17 protein-coding genes are annotated in these 19,753 nt (G+C 55.8%); all 17 read left to right on the top strand.

The features are described 5' to 3' along the window. The first annotated feature begins 1 nt into the window (after position 1). The 17 genes from plsX (at position 2) to WCI03_03450 (ending at position 19,733) form a co-directional block, all read left to right on the top strand. Entirely contained in the window at positions 2–1,009 is a 1,008-nt protein-coding gene (gene plsX / locus WCI03_03530; protein ID MEI8138920.1) for a phosphate acyltransferase PlsX, read from the top strand. Then, entirely contained in the window at positions 1,006–2,001 is a 996-nt protein-coding gene (locus WCI03_03525) for a beta-ketoacyl-ACP synthase III (protein ID MEI8138919.1), read from the top strand. Before plsX ends, WCI03_03525 begins: the two co-directional genes overlap by 4 nt. 65 nt (positions 2,002–2,066) lie before the next feature. Further along, complete coding sequence (gene fabD / locus WCI03_03520) at positions 2,067–2,996, top strand: ACP S-malonyltransferase (GenBank protein ID MEI8138918.1); 930 nt, start codon at positions 2,067–2,069, stop codon at positions 2,994–2,996. A 43-nt stretch (positions 2,997–3,039) separates the two neighbouring features. Then, positions 3,040–3,786: a 3-oxoacyl-[acyl-carrier-protein] reductase gene (gene fabG / locus WCI03_03515; protein ID MEI8138917.1), complete on the top strand. Its 747-nt coding sequence runs from the start codon at positions 3,040–3,042 to the stop codon at positions 3,784–3,786. A 24-nt stretch (positions 3,787–3,810) separates the two neighbouring features. Continuing rightward, positions 3,811–4,050: an acyl carrier protein gene (gene acpP, locus WCI03_03510; protein ID MEI8138916.1), complete on the top strand. Its 240-nt coding sequence runs from the start codon at positions 3,811–3,813 to the stop codon at positions 4,048–4,050. A 92-nt stretch (positions 4,051–4,142) separates the two neighbouring features. Next, on the top strand, positions 4,143–5,381 hold the full coding sequence (gene fabF, locus WCI03_03505) for a beta-ketoacyl-ACP synthase II (protein ID MEI8138915.1): 1,239 nt from the start codon (positions 4,143–4,145) through the stop codon (positions 5,379–5,381). 138 nt (positions 5,382–5,519) lie between these two features. After that, the gene (locus WCI03_03500) at positions 5,520–8,675 is read left to right on the top strand and encodes a tetratricopeptide repeat protein (GenBank protein MEI8138914.1); all 3,156 of its coding nucleotides are present in this window, start codon (positions 5,520–5,522) and stop codon (positions 8,673–8,675) included. Between the two features lie 37 nt (positions 8,676–8,712). Beyond that, positions 8,713–10,098 (top strand): UDPGP type 1 family protein, encoded by a 1,386-nt coding sequence (locus WCI03_03495; GenBank protein ID MEI8138913.1) that lies wholly within the window; start codon positions 8,713–8,715, stop codon positions 10,096–10,098. 47 nt (positions 10,099–10,145) lie between these two features. Next, on the top strand, positions 10,146–10,622 hold the full coding sequence (locus WCI03_03490; GenBank protein MEI8138912.1) for a LemA family protein: 477 nt from the start codon (positions 10,146–10,148) through the stop codon (positions 10,620–10,622). Positions 10,623–10,625: 3 nt separating this feature from the next. Further along, positions 10,626–11,126, top strand: a complete 501-nt coding sequence (locus WCI03_03485; protein ID MEI8138911.1) for a PaaI family thioesterase — start codon at positions 10,626–10,628, stop codon at positions 11,124–11,126. A 9-nt stretch (positions 11,127–11,135) separates the two neighbouring features. Beyond that, complete coding sequence (locus tag WCI03_03480) at positions 11,136–12,104, top strand: DUF2092 domain-containing protein (protein ID MEI8138910.1); 969 nt, start codon at positions 11,136–11,138, stop codon at positions 12,102–12,104. A gap of 5 nt (positions 12,105–12,109) precedes the next feature. Then, positions 12,110–13,567, top strand: coding sequence for a lysine--tRNA ligase (gene lysS, locus WCI03_03475; protein MEI8138909.1), 1,458 nt, complete (start codon positions 12,110–12,112; stop codon positions 13,565–13,567). 16 nt (positions 13,568–13,583) lie between these two features. Continuing rightward, on the top strand, positions 13,584–14,807 hold the full coding sequence (locus tag WCI03_03470) for an ABC transporter permease (GenBank protein MEI8138908.1): 1,224 nt from the start codon (positions 13,584–13,586) through the stop codon (positions 14,805–14,807). Then, positions 14,800–15,510, top strand: coding sequence for an ABC transporter ATP-binding protein (locus WCI03_03465; GenBank protein MEI8138907.1), 711 nt, complete (start codon positions 14,800–14,802; stop codon positions 15,508–15,510). The genes WCI03_03470 and WCI03_03465 overlap by 8 nt, the downstream gene beginning before the upstream one ends. Further along, entirely contained in the window at positions 15,507–17,717 is a 2,211-nt protein-coding gene (locus tag WCI03_03460; GenBank protein MEI8138906.1) for a carboxy terminal-processing peptidase, read from the top strand. The genes WCI03_03465 and WCI03_03460 overlap by 4 nt, the downstream gene beginning before the upstream one ends. Beyond that, positions 17,677–18,492 (top strand): diaminopimelate epimerase, encoded by an 816-nt coding sequence (gene dapF / locus WCI03_03455; protein MEI8138905.1) that lies wholly within the window; start codon positions 17,677–17,679, stop codon positions 18,490–18,492. Before WCI03_03460 ends, dapF begins: the two co-directional genes overlap by 41 nt. Further along, positions 18,489–19,733, top strand: coding sequence for a DUF4010 domain-containing protein (locus WCI03_03450; protein MEI8138904.1), 1,245 nt, complete (start codon positions 18,489–18,491; stop codon positions 19,731–19,733). Before dapF ends, WCI03_03450 begins: the two co-directional genes overlap by 4 nt. Positions 19,734–19,753 lie beyond the last annotated feature (20 nt).

Here is a 19,753-nt window from a genome sequence, read left to right as displayed (position 1 = left end):
TATGCGTATCGCCGTTGACGCGATGGGGGGCGATTTTGCCCCCAGAGAAATTGTGGCCGGTGCCGTGTTAGCGGCACGGGAGCTGAAAGACTTGACGTCCCTCGTCCTGGTTGGCCAGGAAGAGGTAATCTGTCAGGAGCTTAAGGCTTATGGTCCTATTCCCCCGAAGCTGGTGATCCGTCATGCCTCCGAAATAATCGGCATGGAGGAGACGCCTGCTTTAGCGATCCGCAAGAAAAAGGATAATTCCATCAGTCGGATGATGGACATGATCAATGCGGGGGAGGTTGATGCTGCTGTTTCGGCGGGTAATACCGGCGCGATGGTGGTGGCGGCTACTCTGAAATTGCGTACCTTGGCGGGCATACAGCGGCCGGCTATTGCGACGGTGATGCCGACGATGGGGCGTCCGATTGTCCTGATTGACGCTGGTGCGAATACGGATTGTTCGCCGGAGCTTCTGGCCGAATTCGGAATCATGGGGAGTGTGTATGCCCGGGAAATCCTGGGGCAGCCTAATCCTGTTGTCGGCCTGATGAGTATTGGTGGAGAGGATTCCAAAGGGAATGAGACCACCAAGGAGGCGTTCCGGCTTCTGAGCGCCGCCCCGGTTAATTTCAGGGGGAACGTCGAGGGTCATGATCTGTTTCTGGGCGAGACGGATGTCGTGGTGTGCGATGGGTTTGTCGGCAATGTTGTGTTGAAGACGAGCGAGAGTGTGGCGCACACTATCGGGGCCTGGTTGAAAAAAGAGTTCAAGGCTAACCCCATCCGAATTCTGGGCGCGCTGTTGTTGCGTGGGGCCTTGAAGTCCATCAAGAAAAAAATGGATCCTGAAATGTTTGGCGGAGCGCCGCTGTTGGGTGTGAACGGGGTCTGTATCATCACGCACGGATCGTCTTCGCGTACGGCTATCTATCACGCTGTGCGGGTTGCCTGTGAATCGGTTGGACATCATGTAAACGACCGGATTATTGAAGAAGCAAGGAAGTTACATAATAAATCATGAGTACCACCACCACACGTCATGTTGCCATTATTGGAACGGGTCACTACGTCGGCGAGCGCATTTTGACAAATGCCGATTTGGAGAAAATGGTTGATACCACGGATGAGTGGATTGTCACCCGCAGCGGAATCCGGGAGCGTCACATTGCCCGTGAGGATCAGGCCACCTCGGATTTGGCGGCAGAGGCGTCACGTCGCGCGATGGCGTCGGCGGGGGTCAAGCCCGAAGAGATCGATCTGATTATTGTGGCAACGATTACGCCTGACATGCCTTTCCCTAATACCGCCTGTTTTGTCCAGAATTTGATTGGCGCCAAAAACGCCACCTGTATCGGGCTGGAAGCGGCCTGTACCGGCTTTCTTTACGCCCTGGATGCGGCGAGCCAATACCTGTTGACCGGCCGGTTTAAGACCGCGTTGGTGATCGGGGCCGAAAAGATGAGTACGATCGTGGATTGGCAGGATCGTACCACCTGCGTTTTGTTTGGTGATGGGGCTGGAGCCGTGGTGGTGCAGGTTCGCGAGACGGGGGAGGGGATCCTCTCGACCGTAACCGGGTCCGATGGCGCCCTGACCGGCTTGTTGAATCTCCCGGCCGGTGGCAGCCGAACCCCTGCTTCCGCGGAGACCGTCGAGAGTCGCAAGCATTACATGCGGATGGAAGGCAAGGAAATCTTCAAACATGCAGTGCGCGCCATGGGGGAATCAGCCCGGCGTGCCCTGGAGAAAAGCGGGTTAACCATGGCGGATATCGCCTGCGTGGTGCCGCATCAGGCCAATATGCGTATCGTGGAGGCCATCCGTTCGCGTTTGGAGGTTGGCCCGGAGAAGTTTTTCATCAACCTCGATAAATATGGAAATATGTCCTCGGCCTCGATCCCGGTGGCGCTGGATGAAGCGCTGCAGTGCGGGCGGATTAAGAAGGGTGACAATGTGGTTCTGGTCGCCTTTGGTGGTGGGCTCACCTGGGGCGCCATGGTTGTGAAGATGTAAGACGTGAGACGTGAGACGTGAGATGTGAGATGTGAAGGCGTGAGACGCGAACAAGGGAGATGAAGATGAAAACAAGAGCGGTAGTATTTGCAGGACAGGGTGCTCAGTTTGTCGGCATGGGTAAGGATCTGGCAGCGGCCTATCCCGAGTGCAAAGACCTTTTCGATCGCGCGAGCGCCGTGCTCGGCTATGATCTCGCCAAGCTTTGCGCAGAAGGCCCGATTGAAGAAATCACCAAGTCGGATAAATGTCAGCCGGCAATCTTTGTGACCAGTGCCGCCTGTTTCACCGCCCTCAAGAAGCTTTATCCTGAACTCCAGGTGGCCGGTACAGCCGGGCTCAGTCTGGGCGAGTGGACCGCGCTTTGGGCTGCGGGTGTGGTTACTTTTGAAGAGGCTGTCAAAATTCTTCAGGTTCGCGGAAAAGCCATGCAGGAAGCCTGCACCGAACGTCCCGGCGGCATGGTGAGCGTGATGGGCCTCCCCATGGCGGAACTGGCCAAGGTTTGTGAGGCGGTCGGCGTGCAGATGGCGAACATCAATTCGACTGAGCAAATTGTGTTGTCTGGCGATAAGGATAAAATCGCTGAAGCCGAGAAGCTGGCTCAGGCAGCTGGAGCGAAAAAGACGGTCGTTCTGCCGGTGGCGGGGGCCTTCCATTCGCCCTTGATGGCCTCGGCGGTCGGTAAATTGGAGCAGGTATTGGGCGGGATGGCACTCCAGGTCCCCACGATTCCGGTCCTTTCCAATGTCACGGGCAAGCCCCACGGCGGCCCGGCAGAAATCAAAGCCCGGATGCTTCAGCAGGTGACCTCTTCGGTTCAGTGGGTCGCCAGTATTGAGACCTTCAAGGCGATGGGCGTGACCGAATATATCGAATGTGGCCCCGGTAAGGTTCTGGCCGGGCTGATCAAACGGATTGATAAGGATGCGTCCTCTGTGAGCATTCAGGATGTGCCGACATTGGAAAAGGCCGTGGCGGTGTTGAAAGCGTAAGATTATAAGCCCTCTTCCTTAGAGGGTGTTCAGGAGCATGACTATGGCGACTATGACAGGTAAAGTGGCGTTAGTGACCGGCGCGGCACGTGGGATCGGGCAGGCGATTGCGAAGAAATTGGCCGGGGAGGGGTGCGATGTTGCCCTTTGTGACCTCAAGGCTGAATGGTTGACCGAAACCGTCGGTTTGATCGAGGCGATGGGCCGTAAAGTGAAATGTTTTGAGGTTGATGTGGGTAATGCGGCCGCCGTGGATGCCGCTGTGAACGGGGCTGTGAAGGAATTCGGCAAGATCGACATTCTCGTCAACAACGCCGGGATTACCAAGGATACCCTGATGATCCGCATGTCGGAGCAGGACTGGGATGCCGTTCTCACCGTCAATTTGAAGGGGACATTTTTGTTTACCAAGGCGGTTGCCCGTCCCATGATGAAGCAGCGCACGGGGGCGATTGTCAACGTGGCCTCAATTATTGGCTTGATTGGCAATGCGGGGCAGTGTAATTACGCAGCCTCAAAAGCTGGAGTGATTGCCCTGACCAAGTCGGCGGCAAAAGAACTGGCGGCTAGGAATGTGCGGGTTAATGCGGTTGCGCCCGGGTTCATCGAGACAAAGATGACCGAAGCGTTGCCAGAAGAAGTCCGGACGAAAATGTTGGGGGCCATCCCGATGGGACGGTTTGGTCAGCCGGAGGATGTGGCGAACGTGGTTCTGTTCCTGGCGAGCGATATGTCCTCGTACATGACAGGGCAGGTTCTTCCGATCTGCGGTGGAATGGTGATGCAGTAAGTAAATAAAGTAAGGAGAATGAACATGGCACTTGAAGATAAAGTCAAAGATATCATCGTTGAACAGTTGGGCGTGAATGCCGAGCAAGTCACACCCGAAGCATCATTTATTGAAGATTTGGGTGCGGATTCCCTTGATACAGTCGAACTCGTGATGGCGTTCGAAGAGGAATTCGGCGCTGAAATCCCGGATGAGGATGCCGAGAAGTTGACCACCGTTGGCGGTGTCATTGAGTACTTGAAGAGCAAGGGCATCACGGCCTAAGTTCTGACGTTACGAAGAATCGGGGAGATGGCAACATCTCCCCGTTTTTGTCTTGAATTTTGAGGCGGAAGGAATTTTTAAAGGAGTAGGCTATGGAAAAAAGAAGAGTGGTTATTACGGGTTTGGGTATGGTGTCGCCGTTGGGGTCAGACCTCAATGTCTTTTGGCAGAGGCTGATTGAAGGGGCTTCTGGCATTCGCCGCATCACGAAATTCGACGCTTCTGCCATGGCTACTCAGATCGCTGGTGAAGTTGTTGACTTCGAAATTGACAAGTTCATTCCTAAAAAAGAACAGCGCCGCATGGACCCCTTCTGTCATTATGCCGTGGCGGCCGCCAAGATGGCCGTTGATGATTCCGGCATTCAGTTTGCTTCCGAAGATCTCTATCGGGCCGGTTGTATGGTGGGTTCGGGGGTAGGGGGCTTGATCACCATGGAAGACCAGCACAACGTGTTGCTGACCCGAGGTCCGGATCGCAGTTCTCCCTTTATGATCCCGATGATGATTGTGAATATGGCCTCAGGGTTGGTTGCGATTGAACATGGCCTGAAAGGTCCGAATTTCTGTGTAGTATCCGCTTGCGCCAGCGGCACCCACTCGATTGGTGAAGCCGCGCGTCAAATCCAGTACGGTGATGCGGATATCATGCTGGCCGGTGGTACCGAAGCCGTTGTTTGTCCGCTGGGTATTGCCGGTTTCTCGGCGATGCGCGCCATGAGCACGCGGAACGATGACCCGACGCATGCGAGCCGGCCGTTTGACAAGGATCGCGATGGGTTCGTCATGGGCGAAGGCGCCGGTATTGTTGTTTTGGAAGAATATGAGCACGCCAAGAAGCGTGGGGCCAAGATTTACGCCGAAGTCGGCGGTTATGGTGCCACCTGCGATGCCAATCATATCACCGCCCCCTCTCCGGGTGGCGAAGGTGGAGCCAGGGCGATGGTGAAGGCCATGAATGAAGCCGGTCTGACTCCCGATATGATCGATTATATCAATGCGCACGGTACCAGTACTCCTGTGGGTGATAAGAGTGAGACGGATGCGGTGAAGGTGGCGTTCGGTGAGGCGTCCAAGAAGGTCATGGTCAGTTCCACAAAATCTGTGACCGGTCATTTACTCGGTGCGGCAGGCGGGCTGGAAACCATTATCTGCGCTTTGGCCATTCAAAAGGGTGTGGTGCCGCCGACCATGAATTACACAACACCGGATCCCGAGCTGGATCTGGACTACGTCCCGAACCAGGCACGTGACTTCAAGATTCGCGCCTGCTTGAACAACTCCCTCGGCTTTGGCGGACATAACGCCTCATTGCTGCTGAAGCGGGTCTAATCACGGGCCAATAGATAAGACATGTAAAAGGCGTGGTACGTAAGCGTGCCACGCCTTTTTTTGTTACGCCGCCTTGACTTCGATCTGCCCTGCTTCACTCTTGCCTCTTTTGAGCAAATCGGCGAAACTATGAGACTTATGACAAACACGCGAAATAAGCTATATGTGGGGCTGGGCCCGTTGTTGGGGATTCTGGCGTTGGTGTTATATGTCATCACGTTGAGCCGGGGGGCATATCCAGGAGAATCCGCCAGTCTGATGGTAATAGAATTGGGGCTTAATCCTCTGGGAAATTCCTCGCATCTGATCTGGAGTTGGGTGGTCAATCTGGTTGCGGGTCTGCCATTTGGTTCTCTTATCTTCCGTCTGAACCTTTTGAGTGCCGTTTGTGCGGCGGGTGTCATTGCTCTCTTTTTCCGGGTTGTGGCGGATGCCGTGTGGGCTGTCATTCCGGTCACCGATCAGAATGTGGGGGTTGCCAACCGCGCCTCCCTTTGGGCGGGAGTGGTGGCAAGTGTGGCGCTGATGGGCGCGATGCCCTTCTGGTATGTTGCCAATCGCTTCCATCCGGGTGCGTTTGACTTGCTTTTGCTCATGGTGCTGGCAAAGCTCCTGATGACCTTTTCACGTCGTTCCGCTCAGTGGGCGGGCGTGTTGTTTGTCTTTTTATACGGGGCCTTTGCCGTGGAGTTTGCGACGCTGATCGTGTTCGCGCCTCTGGTTCTGGCCGCCATTCTCTTTATCCTTTGGATGAACGGTGAGCTCCGGTGGAGCCGAGTGCTCGTGCTTGCCGGTTGTGTGCTGTTGGGGCTGCTGATGTATATTCCGGCGGCATGGACTATGCGGAATAGCGATGTCTTTCAGTTGAGCCAGGGCCATGGCTTCTGGCAGGCGCTCTACTATGTTCTGAAAAGCCAATATCAATTGATCTCCTCCAGCTTGCCCCAAATCGGTTGGCTCCTGGTCATTATTGTGGGCATTGTGCCGTGGCTGGCGGTATTGCTGGTCGCGCGGCGCGGGTTGAACGAGGAGCGGGACTGGGGCTTGTATTGGCTGCACCTGATTCTCACCGCCGTGGTGATTGCGGTCATGTTTAATGTCCCCTTTTCGCCCTGGCGTATTTTGGGATCCTGGCGGGTGTTAGTGACGCCCTATGTTCTGTTGGCCTTCTGCTATGGGTATCTTGCCGCCTATTGGATTCAGTTTCCGCGTTTGTTCTTTCAGAATGCAGAGGAGGACGAGCGGGGCAAACTGTGGTTCCGGGAATATGGCGGAATTGTTCCGGGCGCCCTGCTTCTGTCCGTGGCGATTGGTGCGGGAGTCCTGAATTTTCCCAACGCAGACGCCCGCCCGGCCGGAGTCCTGAATCAGTACGCCCATGCGGTGGTCAAGGCGATGACGACGCGGACCTGGCTGGTGACCGATGGAATTCTCGATAGTAATATTCAATTGGCGGCCAAGGAGCAGGGGCTTCCCCTGCAGCTGCTGAATCTCCAGCAGGGGAGCAGCGCGTTGTATATGCGGCATGTGGCCCGATCCTTTGATAACGTGCGGCTGAAAAGTCTGGCCGAAGTGGATGGGCTGGCCTTCATCCGGGAATGGATGGACTCTGAAACTAATTTTGCCCGGCAGGTCTCGTTCATGAGTTTCCCGGACCTGTGGCTTGCGGCGTCCCTGCAGCCGGTTCCCGACTGTGTTCTTTTCAACGGCGTGCACGCGATGACGGAAGTCGATGCGGAAGCGCTGTGGAAGCGGCATCAGGAATTCTGGAGTCAGCCCTTCATCAAAGAACTGGCGGGGCTAACTCAAAAAGATCCCCTGCTGGCCTATCCTGCGGCGAATGTGCTGCGGCATCTCAGTATGGTGGCCAATAACCTGGGCGTGGTGCTGGAAGATCTCGGGCAGCGCAAGCAGGCCTATGAATCCTATGTCAAAGCCCGGGAGCTTGATGAGGGGAATATCAGTGCCCTGTTGAATCAAATGACTATGCTGGATCGGGGTTATGCGGCAGCGGATGCGGACAAGGTCAGGGCGGAGTTCAAGGTGTTCCTTAAAAACCTTAAGCAGAAATTCCAGATCTGGTCCCTCTCCCGGATTTACGGATATGTGCGGATGCCAGAGGCCTATGCAAATCTGGGGATGAGCTGGGCCTTTTCCGGACAGCCCGGCATGGCGGTCGCCGGATATAAACGGGCGATTGAATTGGCCCCGGACCGCAAGGATCAATTGAGCCAGGGGTTGGCCATGGCGTATCTGGCGCAGGATCAGTCGGCGGAGGGTGAGGAAATTCTGCGGCAACTGATCGATAAGGATCCTAACAATAAAGGGGTTCTGCTTTCGTTGGCGCGCATGGCGGCGCAGAAGAGCAGGTTTGATGAGGCGGGGATGCTGTTGGATCGGGCGCAAAAGGCGGGAGTCCCCAAGGATCGGATCGCGATGGAATATGCCGTGATGCATCTGGCGGCGGGCGAACCCGGTAAAGCCCGGATTATTCTGCAGGAGTTGGTGGACTTGAATCCCAATCTGACTTCGGCCTGGGCCTTGCTGGCCGGGGTATTTATGATGGAGAACGATGAGAAGGGGCTGGATGAATGTGAGCGCAAGCTCACCCGGGCAAAGGGGCAGGATTTCATCACCACGGTTGTGCTGGCCCAGATCGCCCTGCGTCGTTCACGCATTGTCGAGGCCCGGACCTATTTGGATCAGGCACTGGCCATCCGGCCCAGCACGCCTCTCTTGCTGGATCTGCTGTTGCGGCTGGATGTTCAGGAGGGACGTCGTGATTGGGCGGGCGGCCATATCCGATCCCTGTTGCTGTTGGATCCCGGCCATCCTTTCGCCAATCAGGTTCTGGCCTCCATGCAGCTTGAACGCAAGGAATACACACAAGCGGAGAACTCATTGCGGAAAAGTCTGGCCCGCAAGAGTGATCCCGGGACGATGAATGATCTGGCCTGGGTTCTGCAGGAAAAGGGACAGTTGGATGAGGCGGAAGCCCTGGTTCGCGCGGCCCTGAAGGCGAATGAGAAAATGGGGACGGCCTGGGATACGCTGGGGGTGGTTCTGATGAAGCGCGGAAAGTTAGCGGAAGCGGAAGAGATGTTCAGGAAAGCTCTGGCCTTGACACCTGAAGCCCTGTCGGCGCAATACCATATGGCTGTCACGTATGAGAAAAAGGGCGAGTCCCGCAAGGCTGCGGAATTGGCGGATAATCTGTTGGTGCGGCCGGAGGGGTTGACGCCCGAGGAGCAGGCGGAGTTACGACAAATCAGCCGCCGTTACAGTCAAAAATGAGTCGAGTGTAAAATTTGATTAAGCATCAGGAGGATAAATGATCTATCAGGAAGCAGGGCAGGTTTTGGACCAATACGGGCAGGGGCATGTACTGAAGTTCTGGGAGCGGTTGAATGAGGCTCAGCAGAAGTCATTATTGAGCCAGATTGAGGCGTTGGATTTCAAGACCATTGTCCGTATTCAGGGGCTTTTGAAAGCGGGCGGGGAAGCGGCGGCTACGACGGGCGATACCCTGCCTGCGCCGGTGGTTTCGCTCAAACCGGACCAGGTGGCTGCGCCCCGTACTGTGGGTGAGAAAGCCCTCCAGGCTGGACAGGTCGGGGTCATTCTGGTGGCGGGCGGGCAAGGAACCCGTTTGGGCTATGATGGTCCGAAGGGGACCTATCGCCTGGCACCGTTGACGCAGGCTTCGCTGTTCGAGATTCACTCCCGTAAAATTCTTGCCTTGGAGCAGCATTATCAGGCCGCGATTCCCTTTTACATCATGACGAGCGAAGGGAATGATGAGGATACCCGGGTCTTTTTTGAGGCCAATCGATATTTCGGACTGAACCCCGAGCGGGTGAAGTTTTTTATCCAGGGCACCCTTCCTGCATTTCTCCCGAACGGTCAAATCGTGCTGGAGGCGCCGGATAAGCTGTTTGCGGCGCCGGATGGGCATGGCGGAATACTGTCGGCCCTGGAACGGCGGGGCATGCTGGCCGACATGAAGGCGCGCAAGCTGACAACACTCTATTATTTCCAGGTGGATAATCCGCTGGTGGATATTGCGGATCCGGTTTTTGTGGGTCTACACATTCAACGCAAGGCGGACATGTCCCTGAAGGTATGTGCCAAGCGTGATGCGGGCGAAGGGTTGGGGGTTACGGTCATCCGTAACGGGGTTTGTTCAGTGGTGGAATATATCGAGTTGACCGAGGGCCAGAAAAACGCCCGGCAGCCCGACGGGGAGCTGGTGTTGAAATTCGGCAGTGTGGCCATCCATATTTTCTCCCTGGACTTCCTTGTGCGCGAGACCTCTGCGGGGCTTCCGCTACATCAGGCCCATAAGAAGGTGGCCTTCTGCGACGAGGCGGGCAGCACGGTTAAGCCGGAGAAGCCCAATGCGTACAAGTTTGAAAAGTTCATCTTCGATGCGCTCCCCGACGCGAAAGAGTCGTTGATATTGGAGTTTCTGCGGCAAGACGAGTTTGCTCCCGTGAAAAACGCCGAAGGGAATGACTCCCCGGAATCGTCCCGGGCGGCCATGATTGAAAAATTTGCCGGCTGGCTGACCCGTTGCGGGGTGAAGGTTCCGCGTGATGCTGCAGGGCGCGTGACTGTAAAAATTGAGATTGATCCGGTATATGCCTATAATGCCGAAACCCTGGCGGCACGGCTGCCTAAGGGATTTGATATCAAGGGCGATGTGCTGTTGAAATAAGATTCAGGGCAAACGATATGCGTCCGGTTCTGCTGATAATCTTGACGATGGTGATCCTGGGCGGTGCTCTGTGGGCGGCTCAGGGGTACCGTCTTTTGCAGGTGGCAAGAGGGCAGATGCGGGACGCCTGGCTGGAGTTCAGGGAGGCGCTGTTGGCAAGACGGGAAATGATTCCCTATATTGTCGCGGCCATTCCAACGAGTGTCGCTCCGGTGTTGGATGTGCTGGGAAACGCCTGTGATTTGGCGGCCAATGTGGAGGGGGTTCCGGAGTGTTCGCAGGCGGAGGCCAGGCTATCCGCCGCCATTGGGCGGGTCTTTGCGCAACTTGATACGGAGGCCTCGGCCGAGACGCTCGGTATGCTGGCGGCATTGCGTGATCAGATTAAGGTCCAGGACATGCGGATTGAGTTGCTGAAAGGGATTTATAACCGGCAGGTGGAATTATTTAATGCGCTCCAGCGCCGTGGCGCCGGCCGGATGCTGGCGTCATTGGGTGTGGTCAAGTTTGCGGAGTTGTTTTGAGGCATGAGTAATTGGGAGTATACAGAAGGAACCCTGCCCTGGACGAAGACCTGTTTTGTTTGCGGGGAGGATAATCCGCATGGGTTGCGCGGGCATTCCTGTGTTGAGGGCGATCGTGTCGTGCTGACCCATGTGACCCGCGCGGCGGATCTGGGGTATCGGCACCTGGTCCATGGCGGCATCTCGATGACGCTGCTGGATGAGGTGATGACGTGGGCCGCTATATTGACTTTTAAGCGGGCTTGTGTGGCAGCGGAACTGACTGTGCGTTTACAACAACCGATTCTGGTGGGGCAATCCATTCGTGTGGAAGGCTGGATTACCAGGGCCAAGGCGCGACTGGTCGAGGCGGGCGGACGGATTGTGGATTCCCGCCAGGTCGTGCTGGCGACGGCTGTAGGGAAATATGTCCCCATGTCGGGTGAAGGACTCCGCCTGTGTTTAAAAGATTTTGTCGAAAGTCCCGGGGCAATCTATCTGCCTTTTTTGCAGGACAAAGAATGACGAGGGAATATGAAGAATAGCATCATGATCATGTTGTCCATGGCCGCCTTGACGGCTGCTGTTGCGATGGTTTCCGGCGAGACCAATGCGGTGCCAACCAATGCGGTGGTCGTCGCTACGGCATCCACCAACAACCTGACGGTAACCACCAATACCTTGGTGGCGACCAATATGGCAGCCTCTGAGGCGCTCGTCCCTGATCCGCAGGTGGGGAAAGTGTTGATGGGGATGGCGGCCTATCTGCAGGGCGCAAAATCATTCAAATGTTCGGTTTCGCTCCAGGTCAATACGGAGATGGAGGGGATGAAGCAGGAGATTTCCGCCGTGTATGAGCTTGCCGCTGAAAAGCCCAACCGGCTTGCGTTACGTTATGTCAAGGGGATGACCGGCAATACGGTGGTGTGTAACGGGAAAAAGCTGTATATTTATGCGTTGAGTTTGAACCGGTTTGAGGAACGGGAGGCGCCCAAACTTGTCGAGCAGTTAGCTGAAGGGGTTGGCCCGATGGCGGGCAATATGCTGTTTGTGGATAATCTGCTGGTGAACGACATCTACGCCGCCATCATGGATGGAGTGTCCTCGGCCACCTATGTCGGCAAAGAACGCGTTGACGGGGTGGATTGTGAGCATGTGCGGTTCGTGCAGGAGCAATTTGACTGGGATTTATGGGTGAGTTCCGGGCCCAAGCCCGTCGTGATTCAGGTGCTGAGTGATATGGCAAAGAGTTTTTCCGGAATGAGTGGTGAGGTATCTCCCCCCAAGGGAATGAAAATGGTGGTGTTGAACAGGTTTACCGGCTGGGTGGTGGATGGGGTGTTGCCGGCTGACACCTTTGAATTTGTGCCACCCCCGGGGGCGCACAAGATCGATTCGCTTTTTGAAGGGGAAGACGAAAAGGGCGTAGAGATGCCGGCACCGTCTGTTATGAAAGAAAAAAATGACCCCAAGGTCGTTGAGAAGATTGAAAGCAGGGAGTGATAGTCATGTCGGAACATGTTGATAATGAGTTTGTCGAGCAGAGAAAATTAAATATGGGGGCTTTGGTTGGCAAGGGGATTGCACCCTTTGGCCGGGCCTTTAAGCGTACAGGCCGGCTTGCGGAAATCCGCGCCGGATTCGAGGAGAATAAGCAGGTTGCCATCGCCGGACGCATCACTACCTTTCGTGATATGGGAAAAAGCATTTTCGCGGATCTTCGGGATGGGTCTGATCGCTTTCAGATTTATGCGCAAAAAAACACGATCGGGGATGACGCCTTTGACGCGTTTAAATTGCTGGATCTCGGGGATCATGTAGGGGTGGAGGGTTCCTTGTTCACCACCCGTACAGGTGAGCCGACCCTTAAAATTGCGAACTGGACCATGTTATCCAAGGCCTTGTTGCCACTCCCTGAAAAATGGCATGGCTTGAAAGATACTGACCAGCGTTATCGCCAACGGTATCTCGACTTGATCGCGAACCCCGGCGTGCGCGAAGTTTTCAACAAACGTATTCAGATTGTCCGTGAAATCCGGAACCAGCTGTGTGCGCGCCAATTTCAGGAGGTGGAAACACCCATGATGCAGCCGCAGCCCGGGGGGGCGACGGCCAAGCCCTTCGCCACGCACTATGATGCCTTGGATTGCAAAATGTATCTGCGTATCGCGCCCGAGCTCTATCTCAAGCGGCTGCTGGTGGGCGGCTTCGACAAGGTGTTTGAGCTCAATCGCAATTTCCGGAATGAGGGACTGTCCCGGACCCACAATCCCGAATTTACGATGATGGAGGTTTATGAGGCCTATTCCGACATGCGGGGCATGAAGGACCTGGTTGAGGAGCTGATTACGCAAGTCGCCCAGACGGTGATGGGTACCCTGATCGTGGGGAGTGCCGAAGCGCCCATCGATCTTGTACGCCCCTGGCGCGAGGTGCCGTATCGTGATCTCGTGATGGAGCGTATGGGGGCTGATTGGTTCTCGCTGGATAAACAGGCCATGCGGCTCAAGGCCGAGGAACATGCCTTGTATGTGGATCCGGCCTGGGGCGTCGATGAGATTACCCAGGAAGTCTATTCCAAGCTGATCGAGAAAACCCTGCAGAATCCCACCTTTGTGACCCGCCTCCCCGCGGAGTTGGTGCCCCTTGCCAAGCGCTGTGAGGATGACCCCTCGGTTGTGGATGTGTTTGAATTGGTGATTGGCGGCAAGGAGATTGCGCCGGGGTACTCGGAGTTGAACGATCCCCTCGAGCAGCGACGCCGCTTCGAGGCGCAGGCCGGGGAAGACGCCCAGAAAGTGGATGAAGATTTCCTTGCAGCGCTGGAGCATGGAATGCCGCCCGCCGGCGGGATGGGCATCGGGATAGATCGCCTGGTCATGACGTTGACGGGAAGTGAAGCGATTCGTGATGTGATTCTATTCCCCCAGTTGAAGCCCAAAGAAGATTTGAAATCTGAAATATGAGATTTGAGATTTCAGTATGATGCCCTTTTCCCTATTTCTAGCACTCAAGTACCTGAAGCCGAAGCGGACCTATTTCTCGGTGGTCACGATCATTTCGGTCTTGGGGGTATTGCTCGGGGTGGCTGTCCTGATTATTGTGTTATCCGTGATGACCGGGTTTGATGACATGTGGCGCGAGAAAATCCTCGGGTTCAATGCCCATCTGACCGTGACGGCCCAGGGTGGCGTGACCGAGGAAGAGGATGTGATGAAGCAGCTGGCCCGTCTGGAAGGCGTCGCCGGGGTGGCTCCCTCCACGGAGGGGCAGGTGGTGGTTCAGCATGGGCGCAGCATCTACACGCCCGTATTGCGCGGTATTGATCCCGCCCGTGAAGGTGCCGTCAGTCAGATTCCCGCCAGTGTCACCCAGGGACTGTTCAGTGTGAAGGGGCAGGATGTGGTGATCGGAATTGATCTCGCCCGGCGCATCGGGGTGGGGGTGGGCGATAAACTGCTGATTAATTCCCCCGCCAGTTTCGTCAACAAGGATGAAATCACCCTGCCTGAAGAGTTCCGGGTGGCCGGAATCTTTAGTGTGGGGATGTGGGAGTATGATTCCGGGTTTGTGTTCTGCTCAACCGAGAAGGCGCGGACCCTGTTCGGGTATGAAAGCGGGGTCGGGGCCGTACGGCTGATGGCGAAGGATCCCTATCGCGCCCAGGAAGTGGCCCGGCAGATTCGCAGCCAGTTGGGGCCGGACTATTATGTGACCACCTGGATGGAGCAAAACCGGCAGATCTTCAGTGCGCTCCGGGTTGAGAAAAACATGATGTTCTTCCTGTTGATTTTCATCACCATTGTGGCGGCATTCGGGATTACCAATACGCTGATCACCGTGACGGTTCAGAAGACCCGCGAGATCGGCTTGCTCAAGGCGATAGGTTTTCCCTCGGGCAGCATTATGCGGATATTCTTCTGGCAGGGCTGGATCGAAGGCATGGTGGGAACCTTATCCGGAGTGGGGGCGGCCCTGTTGATCCTGCATTACCGGAATGATTTGCTCCGGTGGTTGTCCGATACTTTCAATCTGGAGTTGTTTCCCAAAGAACTCTACCGCCTGAGTGAAATTCCTGCGCGGACCGCGCCGTTGGACGTCATTGTGGTGGCGGGTTCAGTGGTATTGATTTGTACCCTGGCGGGCCTGATTCCAGCGTGGCGGGCGGCGCGGCTTGATCCTGTTGAGGCATTGCGGCATGAATGAGCAACCCATAGTCAAAACGGATGCGATCACCAAGACCTACCTCATGGGCGGACGACCCCTGACGGTGTTGAAGAAGGTCTCGGTGTCGGTACAGCCCGGCGAAACGGTCGCCATCATCGGTCCGAGCGGCGCTGGAAAAAGTACGCTGCTGCACGCCCTGGGCGGATTGGATCAACCCACGGAGGGGACGGTTTGGTTTAAAGAGCAGACGTTGTACGGGATGACTCCACGTGAAAGAACGTTGATCCGGGCCCGGCATATCGGGTTTGTATTTCAATCCTACCACCTGCTGCCGGAATTGGATGTGCTTGAAAATGTGCTGCTACCCACCATGGCGTTCTGGAAGATGCGACGACAGCGTGCCGCACACCGGCAACGTGCCGAGGCCTTGTTGGAGACGGTGGGACTCTCCGACCGGATGGGGCATACGCCGTTGGAGCTTTCCGGGGGCGAGCAGCAGCGTGTGGCGCTGGCCCGGGCGTTGATGAATGAGCCGGAATTGGTGCTGGCCGATGAGCCTACCGGGAATTTGGACAGCGTGACGGGTGAATCGATTTTGAAATGCCTGTTCGCCATGACGCAGGAGCGGCGGCATACTTTGATTTTGGTGACGCATAATGATGAGGTTGCAAAGCGATGCGATCGTATCATTCATATGAAAGATGGTTGTGTGGTGGATGTTAAGGAGACAGGTGTTTCATGACGATAAAACGTGGAGTAGCAGTTGTTGGGGGAGTGATCATGCTCAGTTTGGCGGGCCTGGTGGGCTGGGTGTGGTGGTATGCCATACCGGCTTGTGCGGCTTCGAAACTCATGGAACCGGGCGTGCAGGCGGCGGAGGTGGCGAAATCCTTTGAAAAGGTGATGCCCCAGTTGCATTTATCCCATCAGCCGCTGGATATCGGCATTGCGACCAATGCCATGACGCTGTATCTCGCCATGCTGGATTATGATCGCACCTTTTTTCTGGCATCTGATATTGAGGAATTTACAAAGGAAGCGGCGTCACAAGTCGAACGCCTGCACCAGGGCGATGTCTCGTTGGCGTTCAGGATTTTTGAGCGGTTCAAGGAGCGTGTGCGCAACCGGGTGGAATACGCCGATTCGCTTATCGGGAAAGGCTTTGATTGCACCACCCGGGAAACCTATACCTGGAAACGGAAGGATGTTCCCTGGCCGGCGGATGAAGCAGCGTGGAATGAACTCTGGCGCAAAAAAGTAAAAAATGAGTATGTGGCGCGTCTGGTCGCCAAGGAGTTGGCGGACAGCGAGAAGACGAATGCGGTGGCCAAGGCGGATTCCGGCACGGCCAAGGGCGAGGTGCTGGCAACCAATGGGGCGGCTGTGGCCCGGGCCTCGGATGCGGATGCGCAGTTGAGCCCCGAAGTCTTCTTCAGGAAACGTTACAAGCAGTTCCTGATGGTGCTCGAGGACAGCGATGCGGAGTTTGTGCTCCAGCGCTACTTTACATCCTTTACGCAAGCCTACGATCCGCATTCGGAATACATGACGCCGAGTTCCAGTGATGATTTTGAAATTGGGATGAAGTTGTCGTTGGGTGGCATCGGGGCTTTGCTGCAGAGTGAGGATGGTGCGGCGAAAATCGAGAAGGTGATCCCCGGTGGCCCGGCAGCCCGTGATGGCCGCCTCAAACCTGGTGATAAGATCATTGGGGTGGCCCAGGATAAGGGGGAGACCCAGGATATCCTGCACTGGCCCCTGTACAAGGCGGTGGGAATTATTCGCGGTAAGAAGGGGAGTAAGGTGACGCTGACGGTCATTCCCGCATCGGATATCACCGGGGCCAGAACCACAAAGATTACCCTGGTGCGCGATGAGGTGAAGTTGGAAGACCAGGAAGCCAAGGGAGAGATGGTCACGGTCATTGGCGATGAGGGTTCGACGAATCTGGTCGGGGTGATCCGGTTACCGGCGTTTTATGCCGACATGAAGAACCGGGTCAGCGGGGGGGCTGAATTTAAAAGTTCCACCCGTGATATCGCGCGCATCATTACCGATATGAAGGCCAAAAATATCGATGGGCTCGTGTTGGATTTGCGTAATAATGGTGGCGGCTCATTGGCCGAGGCTGTTGAGATGACGGGATTATTCTTTACTTCCGGTCCCGTTGTCCAGGTTCGGGAAAGTCGGGGAGTACAGGTGCTTCAGGACCCTGATCCGGATGTGTTGTACCGCGGGCCCCTGGTGGTGTTGGTGAACCGCCGGAGTGCCTCGGCGTCCGAGATTCTGGCGGCGGCCCTGCAGGATTACGGACGTGCCGTTATTGTCGGTGACTCGAAGACGCATGGGAAGGGGACGGTTCAATCGTGGCAGCCCCTGGAAGAACGTAAAGCGGCACTTGGCTCGATTAAGGTGACGACTCATTCCTTCTACCGGGTGGCGGGTGGTTCAACCCAGTTAAAAGGGGTTGTGCCTGATATTCATATTCCTTCCGTGCTGGATGTTCTGGAGGTGGGTGAAGAATATCTACCCCATGCGATGCCCTGGACGGTGATCAGTATGGCGCGCTACAATCCGGTGACTGATCTTTCGGAGATTATTCCGAAACTGCGGCTGGCCTCTGAGACACGGCGCAGCAAGGACCACCGGTTTGCGGCCCAGCATGATGTGATCGAGCGAATTAAGAATCATCAGTTGATTTCGGGGATCTCGTTAAACCTCAAGGATCGTGTGGCTTTGGCCCAGGAAGAGAAAAATTTGGACAAGGCTCAGGACGAGGCGCTGGGGGAGAATGAATCGGATGGCGAAGGGGTGGTCGCCAAGGGGGCGGACAAAGATCTGGTGCTGAGGGAGTCCTCAAAAATACTGACAGACCTGATGGGCGTATGGAAAGAGAGGAAGTTTAAAAATGAAGATTCCGTTCTGGAAAATGCATGGAGCTGGAAATGATTTTGTTCTGATTGATGATCGCAAGCTGACGGCTCCGACAACAAATGGAACTTGGCTTGCATCCATTGGAACGCGACGTACGGGAGTGGGTTGTGAAGGGATCATTCTGATTCAGCCTTCGAAGAAAGCTGACTTCACCATGCGGTTTTTCAATCCCGATGGGAGTGAAGTGGATATGTGTGGCAACGGGGCGCGCTGTGTGGCCCGGTTGGCTTATGATCTTAAGGTGGCGTCGTCGTCCATGTCATTTGAAACCGGTGCAGGGGTCATTTTTGCCAAGATGGTAGGGGATCAAGTCCGGTTGGGGATGACCATACCCAGAGATTGGCGCTTGAACCAGGTGCTGGATATTGACGGGGTAAAGCGGCCCTATGGTTTTGTGAATAGCGGCGTGCCCCATGTGGTGATGCCGTTGGAGGATCTGGATAAGGAAGATGTTGCCAGGACTGGGGCCGCCATCCGCTATCATCAGGATTTTGCGCCCAAGGGGACCAATGCGAATTTTATTCATGTGACGGGTCCCGATGCGTTGCGCATCCGAACCTATGAGCGTGGCGTGGAGGCAGAGACTTTGGCGTGTGGGACCGGCATCGTGGCTTCCGGCCTGATTGCCGGGCGTATGGGGTGGGTGAAGCCGCCGGTGAAGATCACGTGTGCCGGGGGTGATGTGCTGGAAGTGAATTATACACTGACCGCTGATGGCGCTCAGGAGGTCACACTTCTGGGGCCTGCTGTCTATGTGTTTGCGGGCGAACTCGAAACTCCGTCGGTATGAACATTCCCTTCGAATGGACTCTCGGGCTCCGGTTTATCGTGGCGCTGGCCATGGGCTTTCTGGTCGGGTTGGAGCGTGAGACCGGTCGCAAAGAGCATACCCCGTTTTTCTTTGGTGGGGTTCGGACGTTCCCGATAGTCAGTCTGTTCGGGTTTGCCTGTGCCTGGTTTTTTTCCAATGGACTTCCGTTCATGCTGCCAGCGGGCCTCATCGCCGTCACGACGTTGGCGGTGGTGGCGTATATCCAGAAGATTAAAGCGGGTCGGTTTGGGGCGACCAGTGAAGTCTCTGTATTGGTGACTTACATGATCGGGGCGCTTTCCCTGTTGGCCGATGTCAGGTTCCCGATTGCGTTAGGGGTCGTGAACACCATCCTGCTTTCTGAGAAGTCCGCCCTGGAAAGCTATGTGGCCCGCTTGAATCGGAACGAGTTCCTGGCCACCTTGAAATTTCTGCTTCTGGCATTGGTGATTTACCCGGCCCTGCCGAATGAAGACTACACGCGATATCACCTTAATCCGGCCCGTATCTGGCAGATTGTCGTCATGGTATCGGCAATCGGATTTGCGGGGTACATTCTTTCGAAAAAATGGGGAGCGCGGCTGGGGTTACCCCTCTCCGGGTTACTGGGCGGGATTGCCTCCAGTACGGCGGTAAGCGTGGCGACGGGGCGCTTGGCACGCGAGGTGCCGGCATTTGCGGGGGCGGCACTCCAGGCGAGTTTGCTGGCGAGTAGTGTCATGTATTTGCGCTTGCTGGTGCTGATCGCCGTTTTTGGCAGTGGATTTTCATTGCGGCTGGATTGGCGGATGGAGGTCTTGTGTGTTGTGGGGTTGCTATTGGCCCTGACGGTGCGTAAGGGAACCACGGGGGGAGAGGCGCCGGGTGAGTTCCCGTCCATTCAGAATCCCGTTGAGATCCGGGTGGCTGTCGGTTTCGCGTTGATGTTTGTGGTGATCAAGGTGGGCGTGGCCCTCGCAAAAGAGTATTTTGGACAGGCGGGGGTACTGGGGTTGGGCGTCTTTTCCGGGGTTGTGGATGTGGATCCCTTCGTTTTGTCTCTGGTCCAGGGAACCTTGTCCGGGCGCCTGATGATACAGGCGTTGTTATTGGCGGTCATGGTGAATACCCTGGCCAAGGGGATCTATTTCACCGTGTTGAGCCGGGGGAACCGGTTCCAGTCCATGTGGCGGTATATGGTTTGGGCCGCCTGTCATGTGCCCTTGATGTGGTTATGGTAGCGAGTCAGCATAGAAAGGCA

Source organism: bacterium, assembly GCA_037143175.1.
Taxonomy (GTDB): domain Bacteria; phylum Verrucomicrobiota; class Kiritimatiellia; order CAIKKV01; family CAITUY01; genus JAABPW01.
The sequence above is the reverse complement of the archived record's forward strand: the minus strand, read 5'-3'. Positions and strand labels throughout refer to the sequence as shown.